This is a genomic window from Vogesella sp. (assembly GCF_046297735.1).
Taxonomy (GTDB): domain Bacteria; phylum Pseudomonadota; class Gammaproteobacteria; order Burkholderiales; family Chromobacteriaceae; genus Vogesella; species Vogesella urethralis.
In genome coordinates, this window is the sequence record NZ_JBKBHK010000022.1 from 18,806 (window position 1) to 36,260 (window position 17,455).

Here is a 17,455-nt window from a genome sequence, read left to right on the forward strand (position 1 = left end):
GATTGTAGCGAAAGGTTGGCCGCAGCGGCTTGCGGCCAACCTTGGGCGGGACGGGCCGGGAGAGGTCAGCCCGCGAAGTGACGCTGATGACGCAGGTCCAGCCTGTTCATCGGCAACAGCATGAAGAAGTCGGCGCAGTTGAAGTCCGGGTCCCATGCCGGCTCGCCGCATACCCAGGCGCCGGCGCGCAGGTAGCCCTTGATCAGCGGCGGTACCGGCACCTGGGTGTCGTCCTGCACTTCGCCCAGCGGCAGCGCCAGGTGCGGGGTGACGCGCCATTCGGCCGGGCACAGGTGCTTGTGTTCCAGCATGCGGTACAAGCTGACGGCCTGATGGCCGCCGTCCGCCAGGCTGACGCTGGCGCAGCCGGCCAGATAACGGCCACCTTGCTGGCGCACATAATCGGCCAGCCCGGCCCACAGCAGGGCGATGACGGCGCCGCGGCGGTAATCCTTGTGCACGCAAGAGCGGCCGATCTCGATGATGCCGTCGCGGATGCCGGCCAGCCGGCTCAGGTCGAATTCGTGTTCCGAATACAGGCTGGGCAGCTGCCGTGCCTTGTGCGGTGGCAGCATGCGGTAGGTGCCGACCAGTTTGCCGGTCTGGTTGTCTTCCACGATCAGGTGGTCGCAGTACGGGTCGTACTCGTCACGGTCGATGCCGTCTTCGGCCGAGGCCAGCTGGGCGCCCATTTCCTTGGCAAACACCTGGTAACGCAGCTTCTGTGCGCGGCGGATGTCGCGGGCACTGTGGGCGACGCGGACACTGAGTTTGGCGGCGGGTGCCAGTTGGGCGGTGTCGAGACCTTGCTGCATCGTACGCTCCGGAAACGGTGTGGGTGCGTCGATGCTAGGCAGCTGCGTTGACAGCAGCGTGACGCTGCGGTGGCGCTAACATGACGGCTGTTTGAAATCCGCGTGACAGCCAGGGTCATTAAAATCAACAACTTACAAAATCGGCGTTTTAACGTACAATACCCGGTTTTGTTTGACCGATCTTTTCGCGAAAGACCTATGATCTACCCGACTACCTTTGACGTCATCGTCGTGGGCGGTGGCCACGCCGGAACCGAGGCCGCGCTGGCCGCGGCGCGCATGGGCTGCCAGACCCTGCTGCTTACGCACAACATCGAAACCCTGGGCCAGATGTCGTGCAACCCGTCCATTGGTGGCATCGGCAAAGGTCATCTGGTGAAAGAGGTCGACGCGCTGGGCGGTGCCATGGCACTGGCCACCGATATCGGCGGCATCCAGTTCCGCACCCTGAATGCCAGCAAAGGCCCCGCGGTGCGTGCCACCCGCGCCCAGGCCGACCGCATTCTGTACAAGGCGGCCATCCGCGAGATGCTGGAAAACCAGCCCAACCTCACGCTGTTCCAGCAGCCGGTAGACGACCTGCTGATGGATGGCGACCGCGTCGCCGGCGCCATTACCGCCATCGGCATTACCTTCCGCGCCAAGACCGTGGTGCTGACTGCCGGTACCTTTCTGTCCGGCAAGATCCACGTGGGGCTGGAAAATTACACCGGTGGCCGCGCCGGCGACCAGGCTGCATCCACGCTGGGCGAACGCCTGCGCGAGCTCAGCCTGCCGGTTGGCCGCCTGAAAACCGGTACCCCGCCGCGTATTGATGGCCGCACCATCGACTTTTCGGTGATGGAAGCGCAGCCGGGCGATACGCCGGAGCCGGTGTTCTCCTATCGTGGCAGCCGCGCCCTGCACCCCAAGCAGCTGCCGTGCTGGATCACCCACACCAACCAGCAAACCCACGACATCATCCGCAGCGGCTTTGACCGCAGCCCGATGTTTACCGGCGTCATCGAAGGTGTGGGCCCGCGCTACTGCCCGTCCATCGAAGACAAGATCAACCGCTTTGCCGACAAGGAAAGCCACCAGATTTTCCTGGAGCCGGAAGGTCTAACCACGCACGAGTACTACCCCAACGGCATCTCCACCAGTCTGCCATTCGACATCCAGCTGGCGGCGGTGCGCTCGATCCGTGGTCTGGAAAACGCGCACATCCTGCGCCCCGGCTACGCCATCGAGTACGACTACTTCGACCCGCGCGGCCTGAAAACCACGCTGGAAACCAAGGCCATCCAGGGCCTGTTCTTTGCCGGGCAGATCAATGGCACCACCGGTTATGAAGAAGCCGCTGCCCAGGGCCTGCTGGCCGGCCTGAACGCCGGCTTGTACGCCCGCGAACAAGACGGCTGGTGCCCGCGCCGTGACGAAGCCTACCTGGGCGTGCTGGTGGACGACCTCACCACGCTGGGCGTGTCCGAGCCGTACCGCATGTTTACCAGCCGCGCCGAGTTCCGCCTGCAGCTGCGCGAAGACAACGCCGACCTGCGCCTGACCGAGGTTGGCCGCAAGCTGGGCCTGATCGGTGATGCACAGTGGGACGCGTTCTGCCGCAAGCGCGACGCGGTAGAGGCCGAGAAGCAGCGTCTGGCCAGCACCTGGGTACAGCCGGGCAAGCTGCAGCCGGGTGAAGACGAAGCCATTGTCGGCCAGAAGCTCAGCCGCGAATACACGCTGGCCGACCTGCTGCGCCGCCCCAACGTGCCCTACCGCGAGCTGATGAAACTGTCGCTGGCAGGGGAGGGCGTCGCCGACGACATCGTGGCCGAGCAGGTGGAAATCCAGATCAAGTACCAGGGCTATATTGATCGCCAGAACGAAGAAGTAGCGCGCCTGGAGCAGCTGGACGACGTGAAGCTGCCGGGTGATATCGATTATGCGCTGGTGAAGGGGCTGTCCAAGGAAGTGTCGCAAAAGCTCAATCAGCACCGTCCGGAAACGCTGGGCCAGGCCTCGCGTATCCAGGGTATTACCCCGGCGGCGGTGGCCTTGTTGCTGGTGCACCTGAAACGCGGTTTCAGCGAAGCGCGCCAGGACGCCTGATCCGGTTTTTGCTGCACTGCGCTCCGGAGTTGCCACTTCGGGGCGCATTTGTTTTTGATACCCGTTACAATCAGGGCAGTTTACTCAATTCCTATCGCCATCATCATGACGCACCGCGCTGAACTCACCCAAGGCCTGGCCGCCATCGGCCTGGCGCTGACCGATGCCCAGATCGACCTGCTGGAAGGCTACCTGGGCCTGCTGGCCAAGTGGAACCAGACTTACAACCTCACCGCCATCCGCGACATGGACCGCATGGTGAGCTACCACCTGCTGGACAGCCTGACCCTGGTGCCGCAGCTGGACGGCGGTAGCCGCTTGCTGGACGTGGGTTCCGGTGGCGGCATGCCCGGCATCCCCACCGCCATCGCCCGCCCGGACATGAAGGTGGTGGTGCTGGACGCCAACCACAAGAAAACCACTTTCCTGCGCCAGGCGGTCATCGAGCTGAAACTGGATAATGTGGAAGTGATCACCGACCGCGTAGAAGCCTACCAGCCGGCCGAGAAATTTGACCGCATCACCAGCCGTGCTTTCTCCGAGCTGGCCGAGTTCGTCAAACTGTCGCGCCACTTGCTGGCTGACGGCGGCCAGTTTGTCGCCATGAAGGGTGTGTACCCGTTCGAGGAAATCGCCCAGCTGCCGTCCGACTTTGCCGTCGCGGAAGTGAAGAAACTGGATGTGCCCGGGCTGGACGCCGAGCAGCGTCACCTGGTGCGCGTGGTCGCCAAATGACAGCGCGCATCATTGCGGTAGCCAACCAGAAGGGCGGCGTCGGCAAGACCACCACCGTGGTCAACCTGGCGGCCGGTCTGGTAGAGCAGGGGAGGCGGGTACTTATTGTCGACCTCGACCCGCAAGGCAATGCCACCATGGGCAGCGGCATCGACAAGACCACGCTGCAGCACTCGGTCTACCACGTGCTGATGGGCGAACACAGCATTGAGGAAGTGCGCCAGCCGGCGAAAGAAGGCGGCTATGATGTGTTGCCGGCCAACCGCGACCTGTCGGCCGCCGAGATCGAACTGGTGCAGGAGCTGGCGCGCGAAGCCCGCCTGAAAAACGCGCTGGAGCTGGTGTCTGGCGAGTACGACTACGTGCTGATCGACAGCCCGCCGTCGCTGAACCTGCTCACCTTGAACGGCCTGGTGGCCGCGCAGGGCGTGCTGATTCCGATGGTGTGCGAGTACTACGCGCTGGAAGGGCTGACCGACCTGGTAAATACCTTGCGCAAGGTGCGCGCAGCGGTGAACCCGCGCATCGAGATCATGGGCCTGCTGCGCACCATGTTCGACGCGCGTAGCAACCTGTCGCAGCAGGTGTCCGAGCAGCTGGCGCGCCACTTTGGCGGCAAGGTATTCGATACCGTGGTGCCACGCAATATCCGCCTGGCCGAAGCGCCCAGCCACGGCCTGCCCGGCATCATCTACGACCGTACCGCCCGAGGCTCGCAAGCCTACCTGACCCTGGCTGCCGAATTGATCGGCCGTCTGGAATCGCAAACTGCAAGTACCGAGCAATAACATGGCCAAACTCAAAGGACTCGGGCGCGGCCTGGACGCGCTCCTCTCCACCGTCGAGGCAGACAACGAACGCCTGACTACGCTGCCGGTCGGCAGCATCCGCCCTGGCCGTTACCAGCCACGCAGCCATATGGACGAAGCCGCGCTGGCCGAGTTGGCCGCATCCATCAAGTCGCAAGGCCTGATCCAGCCTGTGGTGGTGCGCGAGATCGGTCTGGGTGATTACGAACTGATCGCCGGCGAACGTCGCTGGCGCGCCAGCCAGCTGGCGGGCTTGGCCGAGATTCCGGCCGTGGTGCGCAGCGTAGCCGACCAATCGGCGTTGGCGATGGGCTTGATCGAGAACATTCAGCGCCAGCAACTGGACCCGCTGGAAGAAGCGCGCGGCATCAAGCGCCTGATCGAAGAATTCGGCCTGACCCATGAAGCAGCGGCCGAAGCACTGGGCCGCTCGCGCAGCGCCATCAGCAACCTGCTGCGTCTGCTGGCCTTGCCTGAGCCGTTACAGCAGATGCTCCATCAGGGTAAATTGGAGATGGGCCACGCCCGCGCGCTCTTGCCACTGCCTGTGCTGGAGCAGATGCAGCTGGCTCAGGCTGTAGTAGCGGAACAACTGTCAGTACGTGATGTCGAGCAGCGGGTGCAGGCGCTCGCGCAGCCCAAGGTTGGCCGCAAAGCGGCGGCTGCCCAGGCGAAAGATGCTGACATCGATCGCCTGGCTAACCTGCTGTCAGACAGGCTGGGCATGACGGTCAGCTTCCGTCACGGCAATAAGGGTAAGGGCAAGCTGATCATCGATTATGCAAGTCTGGACGAGCTGGATGGACTGCTGGAAAAACTGCAAGCAAAATCAAACGGCTGAGCGTTTGGCGGGTAATATCCAGATACGTTGAGTGAAGTTGACGCTTTCGTCAGGCCAAGCCTATAATCGACCGATTTTTTAAGTGCCGTACATGAGTAATCCGGACGCAAAACGCGTAATTCGACTGCAGGTGAGGCTAACCCTGCTAGCCGTGGTGATCAGCTTGCTGGTTGCTGGCGCGACAATCAACGTACCGATCTCGGCACTGATAGGCGGCTTGTGTGCCATCTTGCCGGCACTGGCCTATGTACGCATCGCGGGTTCGGTGCAAAGGGTTTCACCTGCAGAATTGATGCGGGCGCATTACAAGGCAGAAGCGGTCAAGTTTGTGCTGACCCTTTTGTTATTTGGTGGTGCTCTCGCTTTTTTCAAGGATTTGTCAGTAGCGGGTCTGTTTGGCGGTTATATTGCTGCCACTTCCGCTTACTGGTTCGGGCTTCTGATTAAAAATTGAGATAGAGCGATGGCAAGTAACGCAACTGATTACATCAAGCACCACCTGACATTCTGGAACTCTTCGCATGACGGCGGCTTCGGCGGCTTGCATATCGACAGTTTTTCCGTGTCGCTGATCCTGGGCTTCATCTTTGCTGCTGTGTTCTCCTACGTGGCCCGTAACGCCAAACTGGAAAACCCCGGCAAGTTGCAGCTGTTTGTCGAATCCATCGTCGAGATGGTCGACACCCAGGTCAAAGAAATCTTCCACGCCAAAAGCAAAGTCATTGCACCGCTGGCACTCACCATCTTCTGCTGGGTGTTCCTGATGAACGCGATGGACTTGCTGCCGGTTGACCTGATTCCGATGGCTGCCCAGTGGATTGGTTACACTTTCTTTGGTGCCGATCCGCATCATGTTTATTTCCGTGTGGTGCCGTCTGCCGACGTTAACATCACCTTCGGCTTGTCCATTTCGGTACTGATCTGCATCATCGGCTTCTCCATCTCTGCCAAGGGCCTGGGTGGCTGGATCAAGGAATTGTTTACTGCCCCGTTCCACGCTAGTGGCCCGGTTGGTACCATCCTGCTGGCACCGGCCAACTTTGCGCTGCAAATGGTGGAGCTGCTGGCCAAGCCGATTTCGCTGTCTCTGCGTCTGTTCGGTAACATGTACTCCGGCGAGCTGATCTTCATCCTGATCGCGCTGCTGCCGTGGGGTGTGCAATGGCTGCTGGGTGCACCGTGGGCCATCTTCCACATTCTGGTTATCACGCTGCAAGCCTTTGTGTTCATGATGCTGACCATCGTGTACCTGAGCCTGGCAGTAGAGAAGCACTGATTTTAAAAAGTTTTTTCGTACCTTTTCTCAAACCATCCTTGCATTAGTCTTTAGGAGATTTAAATGGAAGCTCTCGTTTCTCAGATCCAGTCGATGACCGCTCTGGCTGCAGCTCTGATCATTGGCCTTGGCGCTATCGGTACCGCTCTGGGCTTCGCCATTCTGGGTGGCAAGTTCCTGGAGTCCTCCGCTCGCCAGCCGGAACTGATCCCGGTTCTGCAAACCAAGCTGTTCATTATCGCTGGTCTGCTGGACGCCATCTCCATGATCGGTGTGGGTGTAGCTATGCTGTACACCTTCAACAACCCGTTCCTGTCTGCAGCTCTGGCTGCCCTGAAAGCTGGCGCTTAATTTTTAAGCGAAAACGGTTGTTGTCGTAACCACACTGGAGGAAAACAAGCGTGGAATTCAACGTAACACTACTGGGCCAGGCGATCACCTTCGCTATCCTGGTATGGTTCACCATGAAGTTTGTTTGGCCTCCGCTTACCAACATGATGGAAGAGCGTGCCAAGCGTATTGCTGATGGCTTGGCCGCTGCAGAACGTGGCAAGCAGGATCTGGAAGCAGCTGAAAAGCGTGTTGCTGACGAACTTCGTCAGGCCAAACAACAAGCTACCGAGCTGATCCTGGCCGCTGAAAAGCGCGCCAACCAGATCGTGGAAGAAGCCAAGGACGCCGCTCGCACCGAAGGTGCCAAGCTGGTAGCCGAAGCCAAATCCCAGATCGATCAGGAAGTGTTGCGTGCCAAGGAAGCCCTGCGCGAGCAGGTAGCTGGCCTGGCCGTAGCCGGCGCAGAGAAGATCCTGCGCAAAGAGATCGACGCTGCCAAGCACGCTGATCTGTTAGCCTCCATCAAAGCGGAGTTTTAATTAACTCATGGCAGAACTCATTACCGTAGCAAGGCCCTATGCCGAAGCGGTATACAGCCTTGCCACCGAGCAGCAGTCTCAAGCCAAGTGGTCTGACGCGCTCGCGTGGCTGGCTGCCATGGTGGCGAACCCGGACGTGGCGCAAGTCGTCACCAACCCGAAACATACCGCTCAAGAGATTGAGGCGTTGTTTGTGGACGTACTGGGCGACAAGGCCAACGATGACGTGAAGAAATTCATCGTTACCCTTATCGAAAACCGTCGTCTGACGCTGCTGCCGCAGATTGCCGAACAGTTTGAAGCCCTCAAGGCCCGTGCAGAAGGTGTACTGGACGCAGTAGTCGAGTCCGCCTACACCCTGGACGACGCCCAGCAAGCCGACCTGATCGCCACGCTTACCAAGAAATACGGCAAGACCGTACGGATTGAAGTGCGTGTAGTCCCCGAGCTGATCGGTGGCGTGCGAGTACTGGTGGGTGACGACGTGATCGACGCGTCGGTGAGCGGCAAGCTGCAGGCAATGGCAGCCAGCCTCAAGAATTAGGAGAGATCATGCAGTTGAACCCCTCTGAAATCAGCGATCTGATCAAGGCGAAGATTCAGAACCTGGCTGAAGGTGCCGAGACCCGTACCAAAGGTACTGTGATCTCCGTAACCGACGGTATCGTTCGTATCCACGGCCTGACAGACGTGATGCAGGGTGAAATGCTCGAGTTCTCGGGCAACACCTTTGGCCTGGCCATGAACCTGGAGCGTGACTCCGTAGGTGCCGTGATCCTGGGCGAGTACGAGCACATCTCCGAAGGTCAGGAAGTGAAGTGCACCGGCCGCATTCTGGAAGTGCCGGTAGGTCGCGAACTGGTTGGCCGCGTGGTAAACGCGCTGGGTCAGCCGATCGATGGCAAAGGCCCGATCAATGCGTCCGCTGCTTCCCCGATCGAAAAGATTGCTCCGGGCGTAATTGCCCGTCAATCCGTATCGCAACCGATGCAAACCGGCCTGAAGTCGATCGACTCCATGGTACCGGTTGGCCGCGGCCAGCGTGAACTGATCATTGGCGACCGTCAGACTGGTAAAACCGCCGTGGCACTGGATGCCATCGTGAACCAGAAAGGCACCGGCGTTATTTGTATCTACGTAGCCGTAGGTCAGAAAGCGTCCTCCATCGCCAACGTAGTGCGCAAACTGGAAGAGCACGGCGCAATGGGTCACACCATTGTGGTTGCTGCTACCGCTTCCGAAGCTGCCGCACTGCAGTTCATCGCACCGTACTCCGGCTGCGCTATGGGCGAATACTTCCGCGACATCGGTGAAGATGCGCTGATCGTATACGATGACCTGTCCAAACAGGCCGTTGCTTACCGTCAGATCTCCCTGCTGCTGCGCCGCCCGCCGGGCCGCGAAGCTTACCCGGGCGACGTATTCTACCTGCACTCCCGTCTGCTGGAGCGCGCTTCCCGCATCAACGCGGATGAAGTAGAAAAGCTGACTGGTGGCGCCGTGAAAGGTAAAACCGGCTCGCTGACCGCCCTGCCGATCATCGAAACCCAAGCTGGTGACGTTTCCGCTTTCGTTCCGACCAACGTAATTTCCATTACCGACGGTCAGATCTTCCTGGAAACCGACCTGTTCAACGCTGGTATCCGTCCTGCTATTAACGCAGGTATTTCGGTATCCCGCGTGGGTGGCGCTGCGCAAACCAAGGTCATCAAGAAACTGGGCGGTGGTATCCGTCTGGCTCTGGCCCAGTACCGCGAACTGGCTGCGTTCTCGCAGTTTGCTTCCGATCTGGACGAGGCGACCCGCAAGCAGCTGCAACACGGTGAAGTGGTTACCGAGCTGATGAAGCAGAAACAGTTCTCGACCCTGTCTACCGCCGAAATGGCGCTGACCCTGTGGTCCGTGAACAAGGGTTACTACGAAGACGTACCGGTCAAGAAAGCTCTGGCTTTCGAAGCTGCTTTCCTGGCTTACGTTCGCGCTAATCACGCCGACGTACTGACTGCGACCGACGCTTCTGGTGATCTGTCTGCCGACAACGAAAAAGTACTGGCCAAGGCGATCGAATCGTTCAAGGCTGGCTACAGCTTCTAATCTGAGTCTTTCGGATACCTCGAGTTAAAGAAAGGTTCAGGATATGGCAGTCGGTAAAGAGATTCTCACCAAGATCCGAAGCGTGCAGAACACGCAGAAGATCACCCGCGCTATGCAAATGGTGTCGACCTCCAAGATGCGCAAAACGCAAGAGCGTATGCGCGCTGCCCGTCCTTACGCCGACAAGGTGCGTGCTGTCATGGCGCACCTGGCTTCGGCCAATACGGATCTGGAGCACCCACTGCTTGCCCGTCGCAGCGAAATCAAGCGCGCCGGCATTATCGTGGTGACCTCGGATAAAGGCCTGTGCGGTGGCTTGAACGCCAACGTGCTGAAGCGCTTTTACGCCAAGGTCAACGAGCTGCAAACGCAAGGCGTCCAAGTGGAAGCCTGCGCCCTGGGCCAAAAAGGCCTGGCAGCATGCCAGCGTACCAAGATTAACGTGGTGGCAAGTGCGGTTCATCTGGGCGACGTGCCCAAGATGGAAAAACTGATCGGCCCGCTTACAGTACTGCTGAACAAGTACGCTGAAGGCGAACTGGATGCGGTTTACATCGTGTACTCCCGCTTCATCAATACGATGAAACAGGAGCCGGCGCTGGAACAGCTGCTGCCGCTGACCGAAGAACACATGGTGGTAGAACACGCCCATTCGTGGGATTACGTGTACGAGCCGAGTGCTTCCAACGTCATGGAGTTCCTGGTCAAGCGTTACCTCGAATCTGTTGTGTACCAAGCGGTAGCCGAGAACATGGCTTCCGAACAAGCCGCCCGTATGGTGGCGATGAAGGCCGCAACCGATAACGCAGGTAACGCCATCAAGCAGCTGCGTCTTGTGTACAACAAGTCGCGTCAGGCAGCGATTACCAAAGAGCTGTCCGAGATCGTGGCCGGTGCCGCAGCGGTTTAACCGTCGCAGGACTGTAAAAGTTTATTGAGTTAGGAACCGATAATGAGCCAAGGCAAAATCGTACAAATCATTGGCCCGGTAGTTGACGTGGAATTCCCGCGCGACGCCATGCCAAAGGTTTATGATGCCCTGAAGCTGGTTGACGCAGATCTGACGCTTGAAGTTCAGCAACAGCTGGGCGACGGCGTGGTGCGTACCATTGCTATGGGTAGCTCTGACGGCCTGAAGCGTGGCATGGCGATTACCAATACCGGCGCACCGATTTCGGTACCGGTTGGCGCTGCCACTCTGGGTCGTATCATGGACGTACTGGGCAACCCGGTTGACGAAGCCGGCCCGGTAGCTTCCGAACACGTTCGCGCCATTCACCAGGCTGCGCCGAAGTTTGACGAACTGTCCTCCGCCACCGAACTGCTGGAAACTGGCATCAAGGTTATTGACCTGCTGTGTCCGTTTGCCAAGGGTGGTAAGGTTGGTCTGTTCGGTGGTGCCGGTGTGGGCAAGACCGTAAACATGATGGAACTGATCAACAACATCGCGAAGGCACACTCCGGTCTGTCCGTATTCGCAGGTGTTGGTGAACGTACCCGTGAAGGTAACGACTTCTATCACGAGATGAAAGAGTCGAACGTTCTGGATAAAGTTGCCATGGTTTACGGCCAGATGAACGAGCCGCCGGGTAACCGTCTGCGCGTAGCGCTGACCGGTCTGACCATGGCCGAGCACTTCCGCGACGAGAAAGACGCCAACGGCAAAGGCCGTGACGTTCTGTTCTTCGTGGATAACATCTACCGCTACACTCTGGCCGGTACCGAAGTATCCGCACTGCTGGGCCGTATGCCGTCCGCAGTAGGTTACCAGCCGACCCTGGCAGAAGAGATGGGCCGTCTGCAAGAGCGTATTACGTCCACCCGTGATGGTTCCATTACCTCCATCCAGGCCGTATACGTACCTGCGGATGACTTGACTGACCCGTCCCCGGCTACCACCTTTGCTCACTTGGATGCAACCGTGGTTCTGTCGCGTGATATCGCCTCGCTGGGTATCTACCCGGCCGTGGATCCGCTGGACTCCACCTCCCGCCAGCTGGACCCGCTGGTAGTAGGCGACGAGCACTACAGCGTAGCCCGCGGTGTGCAGACCACGCTGCAGAAGTACAAGGAACTGCGTGACATCATCGCGATTCTGGGTATGGACGAGCTGTCTGAAGAAGACAAACTCGTTGTATACCGCGCGCGTAAGATCCAGCGCTTCCTGTCCCAGCCGTTCCACGTAGCTGAAGTATTTACCGGTTCCCCGGGCAAATACGTTCCGCTGAAGGAAACGATCAAGGGCTTCAAGGCGATTCTCAGCGGCGAATACGACCACCTGCCGGAACAGGCGTTCTACATGGTTGGCGGTATCGAAGAAGCTGCCGACAAAGCCAAGACCCTGTAATCAAGGAGACGGCTCATGGCCAAGATGCATGTGGAAGTGGTCAGCACCGAACAGCAGATTTACGCTGGCGAAGCGGAGTTCCTCGTGGCTCCGGCAGCGGAAGGCGAGATCGGTGTCTACCCGCGTCACGTGCCGCTTCTGACCCGTATCAACCCCGGCGTACTGCGTCTGACAGTGCCGGGTTCCAAGGACGAGGTTCTGGTGGCGGTGTCCGGTGGCATGATGGAAGTGCAACCGACCCACATCACCGTTCTGGCTGATACGGCGATCCGCGGTGAGGATCTGGATGAAGCTCGCGCCAACGAGGCCAAACGTGCTGCCGAGGATGCCCTCAAGCACGCTACCGACGACCTGGACACGGCAAAGGCCCACGCAGCGCTGGCTGCCGCCATTGCCCAGCTCAAGGCGCTGGAATACCTCCGCAAGCGCGTGCACTAAGCACACGACGGTGTGTTGAAAACAAAAGGCTGCCACGAAAGTGGCGGCCTTTTTATTTGCTTTTTAATGGCATAATTCGGGCTTACCTGCACGAATCTCTGGTCAAATTTTATGGAATCTCTAAGCGTAGTCATTCTGGCGGCCGGCAAGGGCAAGCGTATGTACTCGGCCCTACCCAAGGTGCTGCACCCCATCGGCGGCCAAGCCATGCTGGCCCGCGTCATCGACACCGCCCGCCAGCTGAACCCTGGCAAACTGGTGGTGGTATACGGCCACGGTGGCGACCTGGTGCGCGAGCGCATCACCGATGCCGACGTGGAGTGGGCGCTGCAAGCCGAGCAGCTGGGCACCGGCCACGCACTGAAGATGGCGCTGCCGCACCTGCCTAAGGTTGGCCGCACCCTGGTGCTATACGGCGACGTGCCGTTGACTACGCTGGAGACCCTGCAACAGCTGCTGGCTGCGGCACAGCAAGGCATCAGCCTGCTGACCGACGTGCTGGCCGACGCCAGTGGCTACGGCCGCATCGTACGTAACGCGGCCGGCGAAATCGTGGCCATCGTCGAAGATAAAGACTGCAATGCCGAGCAGAAAGCCATCCGCGAAATCAACACCGGCATGATGGTGCTTCCCAACGACAAGCTGGAAGGCTGGCTGGGCGAGCTGCGCAACGGCAATGCGCAGGGCGAGTACTACCTGACCGACGTGATCGAGCTGGCGGTGCGCAACGGCCTGGCCGTGCCGGGCGTCACCGTGGGCGCCAGCTGGGAAGCCGCCGGCGTCAACAACAAGGTGCAACTGGCCGAGCTGGAACGCCAGCTGCAGCTGAACCAGGCGCGTGCGCTGCTGACCGCCGGCGTGATGCTGGCCGACCCGGCGCGCATCGATATCCGCGGCCAACTGCAGCATGGCATGGACGTCAGCATCGACGTCGGCTGCGTGTTCGAAGGCCAAGTTACCCTGGGCGATAACGTCGAGATCGGCGCCTACTGCGTGCTGAAAAACGTGCAGGTTGCCGCTGGCACCCGCATTGCGCCGTACTCGCACCTAGCAGACGCCGTGGTGGGCGAAGGCTGCCGCATCGGGCCGTACGCCCGCCTGCGCCCGGGCGCAGAGTTGGCCGCACACGTGCACGTGGGCAACTTTGTCGAGATCAAGAAAGCCACCGTGGGCGAAGGCTCCAAGGTTAACCACCTCACCTACATCGGCGACGCCCAGATCGGCAGCAAGGTGAACGTGGGCGCCGGTTCGGTGACCTGCAACTACGACGGCGTCAACAAGTTCAAGACCGTCATCGGCGACAACGTGTTTGTTGGCTCCGGCACCCTGATGGTGGCCCCGGTAACACTGGAAGAGGGCGCCACCATTGGCGCCGGTTCGGTTGTGACCAAGACCGCCCCGGCCGGCCAACTGACCGTGGCGCGCGCCAAACAGCTTACCGTGGCCGGCTGGCAGCGCCCGCAAAAGCTCAAATAAGTGAGCCCTAATCCACCACCCCGCTGCGGCGGGGTTTTTTCATGCCAATTACAACTTGTCAGCCGGAATCTTTCGCGATAGCATCGCGAAACTTTCGAAACGAAAGATAGATGCATGACCAAAAGAAACACGCAGCAGCGCCGTCACGCGATTGTGGCGCTGGTGCAAGAGCGGGGTGAAGTCAGCGTCGACGAGTTGACGCAGCGCTTTGCCACCTCGGAAGTCACCATCCGCAAAGACCTGGCGCTGCTGGAAACCGGCGGCCTGTTGCTGCGTCGCTACGGCGGTGCGGTGTCCTTGCCCAGCGAAATGGTGGCCGAACCCGACTCGCAACAGGTTTCGGTACGAAAGATGGCGATCGCGCGCGCGGCGGCCAACCGGCTGCGCGATCACAACCGCGTCATCATCGACAGCGGCACCACCACCCGCAGCATGATTCCGCTGCTGGGCAGCAAGCGCGGCCTGGTGGTAATGACCAATTCGCTGAACGTGGCCGGTGCGCTGCGCGAGCTGGAAAACGAGCCCACGCTGCTGATGACCGGCGGCACCTGGGACCCGCATTCCGAGTCGTTTCAGGGCCAGATTGCCGAGCAGGTGCTGCGTTCGTACGACTTCGACCAGCTGTTTATCGGTGCCGACGGCATCGATCTGGCACGCGGCACCACCACCTTCAACGAGCTGGTGGGGTTGTCGCGGGTGATGGCCGACGTGGCTCGCGAAGTGATCGTGATGGTGGAATCGGAAAAAATCGGCCGGCGTATTCCCAATCTGGAGCTGCCCTGGAGCAGCATCCATACGCTGGTAACAGACGACGCCCTGGCCGACGACGCCAGGGCCCAGATAGAAGCCCGGGGCATTACCGTGATCTGCGCCCCGGTAGCAGACTGAACTTGATTCAAGGAGACGCAGCATGTGCGGCATCGTCGGGGGCATCGCCCAGCGCAATATCGTTCCGGTACTGGTAGAAGGCCTGAAGCGCCTGGAATACCGTGGTTATGACTCGTCCGGCATTGCCGTGCACATGGGTAACGATATTACCCGCGTGCGCCGTGTTGGCCGCGTGGCCGAAATGGAAGCCGCAGCGCTGGCCGAGCAGGTAGAAGGCCAGCTCGGCATCGGTCACACCCGCTGGGCCACCCACGGCGGCGTTACCGAGTACAACGCCCACCCGCACGTGTCGCACGGCCTGATCGCCGTGGTGCACAACGGTATCATCGAAAACCACGAAGAAAAGCGCGAAGCCCTCAAAGCCGCCGGCTACACCTTTGAATCGCAGACCGACACCGAAGTGATCGCCCACCTGGTACACCAGTACTACGTGGCAGAAAAAGACCTGTTCCGTGCCGTACACCGCGCCACCCGCGAGCTGACCGGCGCCTACGCCATCGGCGTCCTCGCGCTGGACCGCCCCGACGAACTGGTGTGCGCGCGCATGGGCTGCCCGCTGCTGGTGGGCCTGGGCGAAGGCGAAAACTTCATCGCCTCCGACGTTTCCGCCGTACTGTCGGCCACCCGTCGCGTCATCTTCCTGGAAGAAGGCGACATCGGCCATCTCACCCGTAGCAGCGTGAAACTGATCGACAAGGACGACCAGCCGGTAGAACGCAAAGTGCACGTGTCCGACGTGTCGCTGGCCTCGCTGGAACTGGGCCCGTACAGCCACTTCATGCAGAAAGAAATCCACGAACAGCCGAAAGCGCTGTCCGACACCATCGAAGTGGTGCTGGACGACGGCTTCGTCCCCGAGCTGTTCGGCCCGGCTGCGGCCAACGTGCTGCCGCAACTGAGCGGCGTGAAGATCCTGGCCTGCGGCACCAGCTACTACGCCGGCCTCACCGCCAAATACTGGATCGAAAGCATCGCCGGCGTGGTGTGCGACGTGGAAATCGCCAGCGAATACCGCTACCGCGACGCCTACGCCGACCCGAACCACCTGGTGGTGACCATCTCGCAGTCCGGCGAAACGCTGGACACCATGGAAGCGCTGAAATACGCCAAGAGCCTGGGCCACCAGTACGCGCTGTCTATCTGCAACGTACGCGAATCCGCCATCCCGCGCGCGTCCGAACTGGTGTTCTACACCCGCGCCGGCGCCGAAATCGGCGTGGCCTCCACCAAGGCCTTCACCACCCAGCTGGTCAGCCTGTTTGCGCTGGCGGTTACGCTGGGCAAGGTACGCGGCCGCGTCAGTGCCGAGCAAGAGGCACAGTACCTGGACGAGTTGCGCCACCTGCCGGGCAGCGTGCAGCACGCACTGAACCTGGAGCCGCAGATCAAAGCCTGGAGCAGCCAGTTTGCCGCCAAGAACGACGCGCTGTTCCTCGGCCGTGGCCTGCATTACCCCATCGCGCTGGAAGGCGCGCTGAAGCTGAAGGAAATTTCTTACATCCATGCCGAAGCCTACCCGGCCGGCGAACTGAAGCACGGCCCGCTAGCGCTGGTGGACGAAAACATGCCGGTAGTGGTGATTGCCCCCAACGACGTGCTGCTGGAAAAAGTGAAATCCAACATGCAGGAAGTACGCGCCCGTGGCGGCGAACTGTTCGTGTTTGCCGACGCCGACAGCCACTTTGTCGATTCCGACGGCGTACACGTCATCCGCACCCCGCGCCATGTGGGCGTGCTCAGCCCCATCGTGCACGCCATCCCGGTACAGATCCTGGCTTACCACGTCGCCCTGGCGCGTGGCACCGACGTGGACAAACCGCGCAACCTGGCCAAATCGGTCACCGTGGAATAAGGTTGGCCGCAGGCAGCACCACGCTGGCGCACCAACAGCAAAGGGGCCTTGGGCCCCTTTTTTCATGCCTGCTGCTGCCGTCATTACCTGTTGCCACATATGGTATTGACGTTTCTAGCGGGCCCGGATAAGGCGCAGCCGCATCCGGGGAATAGCAGGTTATCCAAGGTTGGCCGAAAGTGACAGCGCCAAAATCATCAACCCCGGATGCGCCGTTGGCTTATCCGGGCTACAGTTTAAATAACTAACTGGGAAATACATTTATGGCAACGGAAACTTCAATCGATTTTGGTGCTAAAAAGTGGTTGATGCTAATCATATACATATCTGCATTTCTCATGGCTGTTTCTTTTCTAATATTCATATACAACCCAGAGATTAAAACGGACAATGTGTTCTATTGTAGCAATGGCGTAAATGGATTTTTTAATTTCTCTATTTATTGGATAAAAAATATATCGCTTTTACTAAATGTTGCGATCTCATTTTATTTCTTAATGACTAATTGGCGATCAATCGTTAATGACGGCTTTGCTGGCTATGCAAAAATGCCAATTGTGCAGTTACTGGTAATTCTAATATTTTCTTTATTCTTTGTGGTATTTTATCCATTTGTGGTCGTGGATGTGGATGGCAATTGCGAAGCCATTAGGCGTGGTGTTATTTCTTTTGTTTTTTTTGGCATAATCACCAATGTAGCATTCTATATAATGATAATTGCTATATTCGCCATTCCTTCTGAGATGAAGAGGAGAATTAGCAAGTAGGGTGGGCAAAGGCCCACTGACCGTGCCCACCACTGTAATGACCCAGCCCTTTCTGCACAGATCAGGCTACTAATTGATACGCCATCGCCGGCGTCTTCATCCCCAAAGCTTGGTGCGGGCGCCGGTGGTTGTAGAACCCGATCCAGTCGGCAAT

19 protein-coding genes are annotated in these 17,455 nt (G+C 59.5%); 17 read left to right on the top strand and 2 right to left on the bottom strand.

What is annotated here, in order from left to right:
- Positions 1-65 precede the first annotated feature (65 nt).
- Positions 66-815 (bottom strand): GNAT family N-acetyltransferase, encoded by a 750-nt coding sequence (locus ACK4FZ_RS16590; RefSeq protein WP_144373848.1) that lies wholly within the window; start codon positions 813-815, stop codon positions 66-68.
- A gap of 198 nt (positions 816-1,013) precedes the next feature.
- On the opposite strand from ACK4FZ_RS16590, the gene mnmG reads away from it, so the two are divergent.
- The 17 genes from mnmG to ACK4FZ_RS16675 all read left to right on the top strand — a co-directional run bounded on the left by mnmG (position 1,014) and on the right by ACK4FZ_RS16675 (position 17,301).
- Complete coding sequence (gene mnmG, locus ACK4FZ_RS16595; RefSeq protein WP_144373849.1) at positions 1,014-2,906, top strand: tRNA uridine-5-carboxymethylaminomethyl(34) synthesis enzyme MnmG; 1,893 nt, start codon at positions 1,014-1,016, stop codon at positions 2,904-2,906.
- Between the two features lie 105 nt (positions 2,907-3,011).
- A complete protein-coding gene (rsmG, locus tag ACK4FZ_RS16600; RefSeq protein WP_409822861.1) occupies positions 3,012-3,641 on the top strand; it encodes a 16S rRNA (guanine(527)-N(7))-methyltransferase RsmG in 630 nt (209 codons plus the stop codon).
- Positions 3,638-4,429: a ParA family protein gene (locus tag ACK4FZ_RS16605; protein ID WP_409822863.1), complete on the top strand. Its 792-nt coding sequence runs from the start codon at positions 3,638-3,640 to the stop codon at positions 4,427-4,429. Before rsmG ends, ACK4FZ_RS16605 begins: the two co-directional genes overlap by 4 nt.
- 1 nt (position 4,430) lies before the next feature.
- Positions 4,431-5,291 carry a ParB/RepB/Spo0J family partition protein gene (locus tag ACK4FZ_RS16610; protein ID WP_409822866.1) on the top strand — a complete coding sequence of 287 codons (861 nt, stop codon included), beginning with the start codon at positions 4,431-4,433 and terminating at the stop codon, positions 5,289-5,291.
- A gap of 91 nt (positions 5,292-5,382) precedes the next feature.
- Complete coding sequence (locus ACK4FZ_RS16615) at positions 5,383-5,745, top strand: ATP synthase subunit I (protein WP_409822869.1); 363 nt, start codon at positions 5,383-5,385, stop codon at positions 5,743-5,745.
- A gap of 9 nt (positions 5,746-5,754) precedes the next feature.
- Positions 5,755-6,567, top strand: coding sequence for a F0F1 ATP synthase subunit A (gene atpB / locus ACK4FZ_RS16620; RefSeq protein ID WP_409822872.1), 813 nt, complete (start codon positions 5,755-5,757; stop codon positions 6,565-6,567).
- 63 nt (positions 6,568-6,630) lie between these two features.
- Positions 6,631-6,918 (top strand): F0F1 ATP synthase subunit C, encoded by a 288-nt coding sequence (gene atpE / locus ACK4FZ_RS16625; protein ID WP_026108060.1) that lies wholly within the window; start codon positions 6,631-6,633, stop codon positions 6,916-6,918.
- A 50-nt stretch (positions 6,919-6,968) separates the two neighbouring features.
- A complete protein-coding gene (locus ACK4FZ_RS16630) occupies positions 6,969-7,439 on the top strand; it encodes a F0F1 ATP synthase subunit B (protein ID WP_144373855.1) in 471 nt (156 codons plus the stop codon).
- 7 nt (positions 7,440-7,446) lie between these two features.
- Positions 7,447-7,983, top strand: coding sequence for a F0F1 ATP synthase subunit delta (locus tag ACK4FZ_RS16635; protein WP_144373856.1), 537 nt, complete (start codon positions 7,447-7,449; stop codon positions 7,981-7,983).
- Positions 7,984-7,991: 8 nt separating this feature from the next.
- Positions 7,992-9,533: a F0F1 ATP synthase subunit alpha gene (atpA, locus tag ACK4FZ_RS16640; RefSeq protein ID WP_144373857.1), complete on the top strand. Its 1,542-nt coding sequence runs from the start codon at positions 7,992-7,994 to the stop codon at positions 9,531-9,533.
- Positions 9,534-9,576: 43 nt separating this feature from the next.
- The gene (gene atpG, locus ACK4FZ_RS16645) at positions 9,577-10,443 is read left to right on the top strand and encodes a F0F1 ATP synthase subunit gamma (RefSeq protein ID WP_409822877.1); all 867 of its coding nucleotides are present in this window, start codon (positions 9,577-9,579) and stop codon (positions 10,441-10,443) included.
- Positions 10,444-10,485: 42 nt separating this feature from the next.
- Positions 10,486-11,880, top strand: a complete 1,395-nt coding sequence (atpD, locus tag ACK4FZ_RS16650; protein WP_144373859.1) for a F0F1 ATP synthase subunit beta — start codon at positions 10,486-10,488, stop codon at positions 11,878-11,880.
- Between the two features lie 15 nt (positions 11,881-11,895).
- On the top strand, positions 11,896-12,318 hold the full coding sequence (locus ACK4FZ_RS16655; RefSeq protein WP_144373860.1) for a F0F1 ATP synthase subunit epsilon: 423 nt from the start codon (positions 11,896-11,898) through the stop codon (positions 12,316-12,318).
- Between the two features lie 111 nt (positions 12,319-12,429).
- Positions 12,430-13,794: a bifunctional UDP-N-acetylglucosamine diphosphorylase/glucosamine-1-phosphate N-acetyltransferase GlmU gene (glmU, locus tag ACK4FZ_RS16660; protein WP_409822881.1), complete on the top strand. Its 1,365-nt coding sequence runs from the start codon at positions 12,430-12,432 to the stop codon at positions 13,792-13,794.
- Positions 13,795-13,908: 114 nt separating this feature from the next.
- Positions 13,909-14,682, top strand: a complete 774-nt coding sequence (locus ACK4FZ_RS16665; protein ID WP_409822884.1) for a DeoR/GlpR family DNA-binding transcription regulator — start codon at positions 13,909-13,911, stop codon at positions 14,680-14,682.
- A gap of 22 nt (positions 14,683-14,704) precedes the next feature.
- Positions 14,705-16,534: a glutamine--fructose-6-phosphate transaminase (isomerizing) gene (gene glmS, locus ACK4FZ_RS16670; protein WP_409822887.1), complete on the top strand. Its 1,830-nt coding sequence runs from the start codon at positions 14,705-14,707 to the stop codon at positions 16,532-16,534.
- A gap of 263 nt (positions 16,535-16,797) precedes the next feature.
- Positions 16,798-17,301, top strand: a complete 504-nt coding sequence (locus ACK4FZ_RS16675) for a hypothetical protein (protein ID WP_409822890.1) — start codon at positions 16,798-16,800, stop codon at positions 17,299-17,301.
- A 61-nt stretch (positions 17,302-17,362) separates the two neighbouring features.
- Here the strand turns inward: ACK4FZ_RS16675 and ACK4FZ_RS16680 are convergent, their stop codons facing one another.
- Positions 17,363-17,455, bottom strand: coding sequence for an integrase core domain-containing protein (locus ACK4FZ_RS16680; protein WP_409821557.1), 93 nt, complete (start codon positions 17,453-17,455; stop codon positions 17,363-17,365).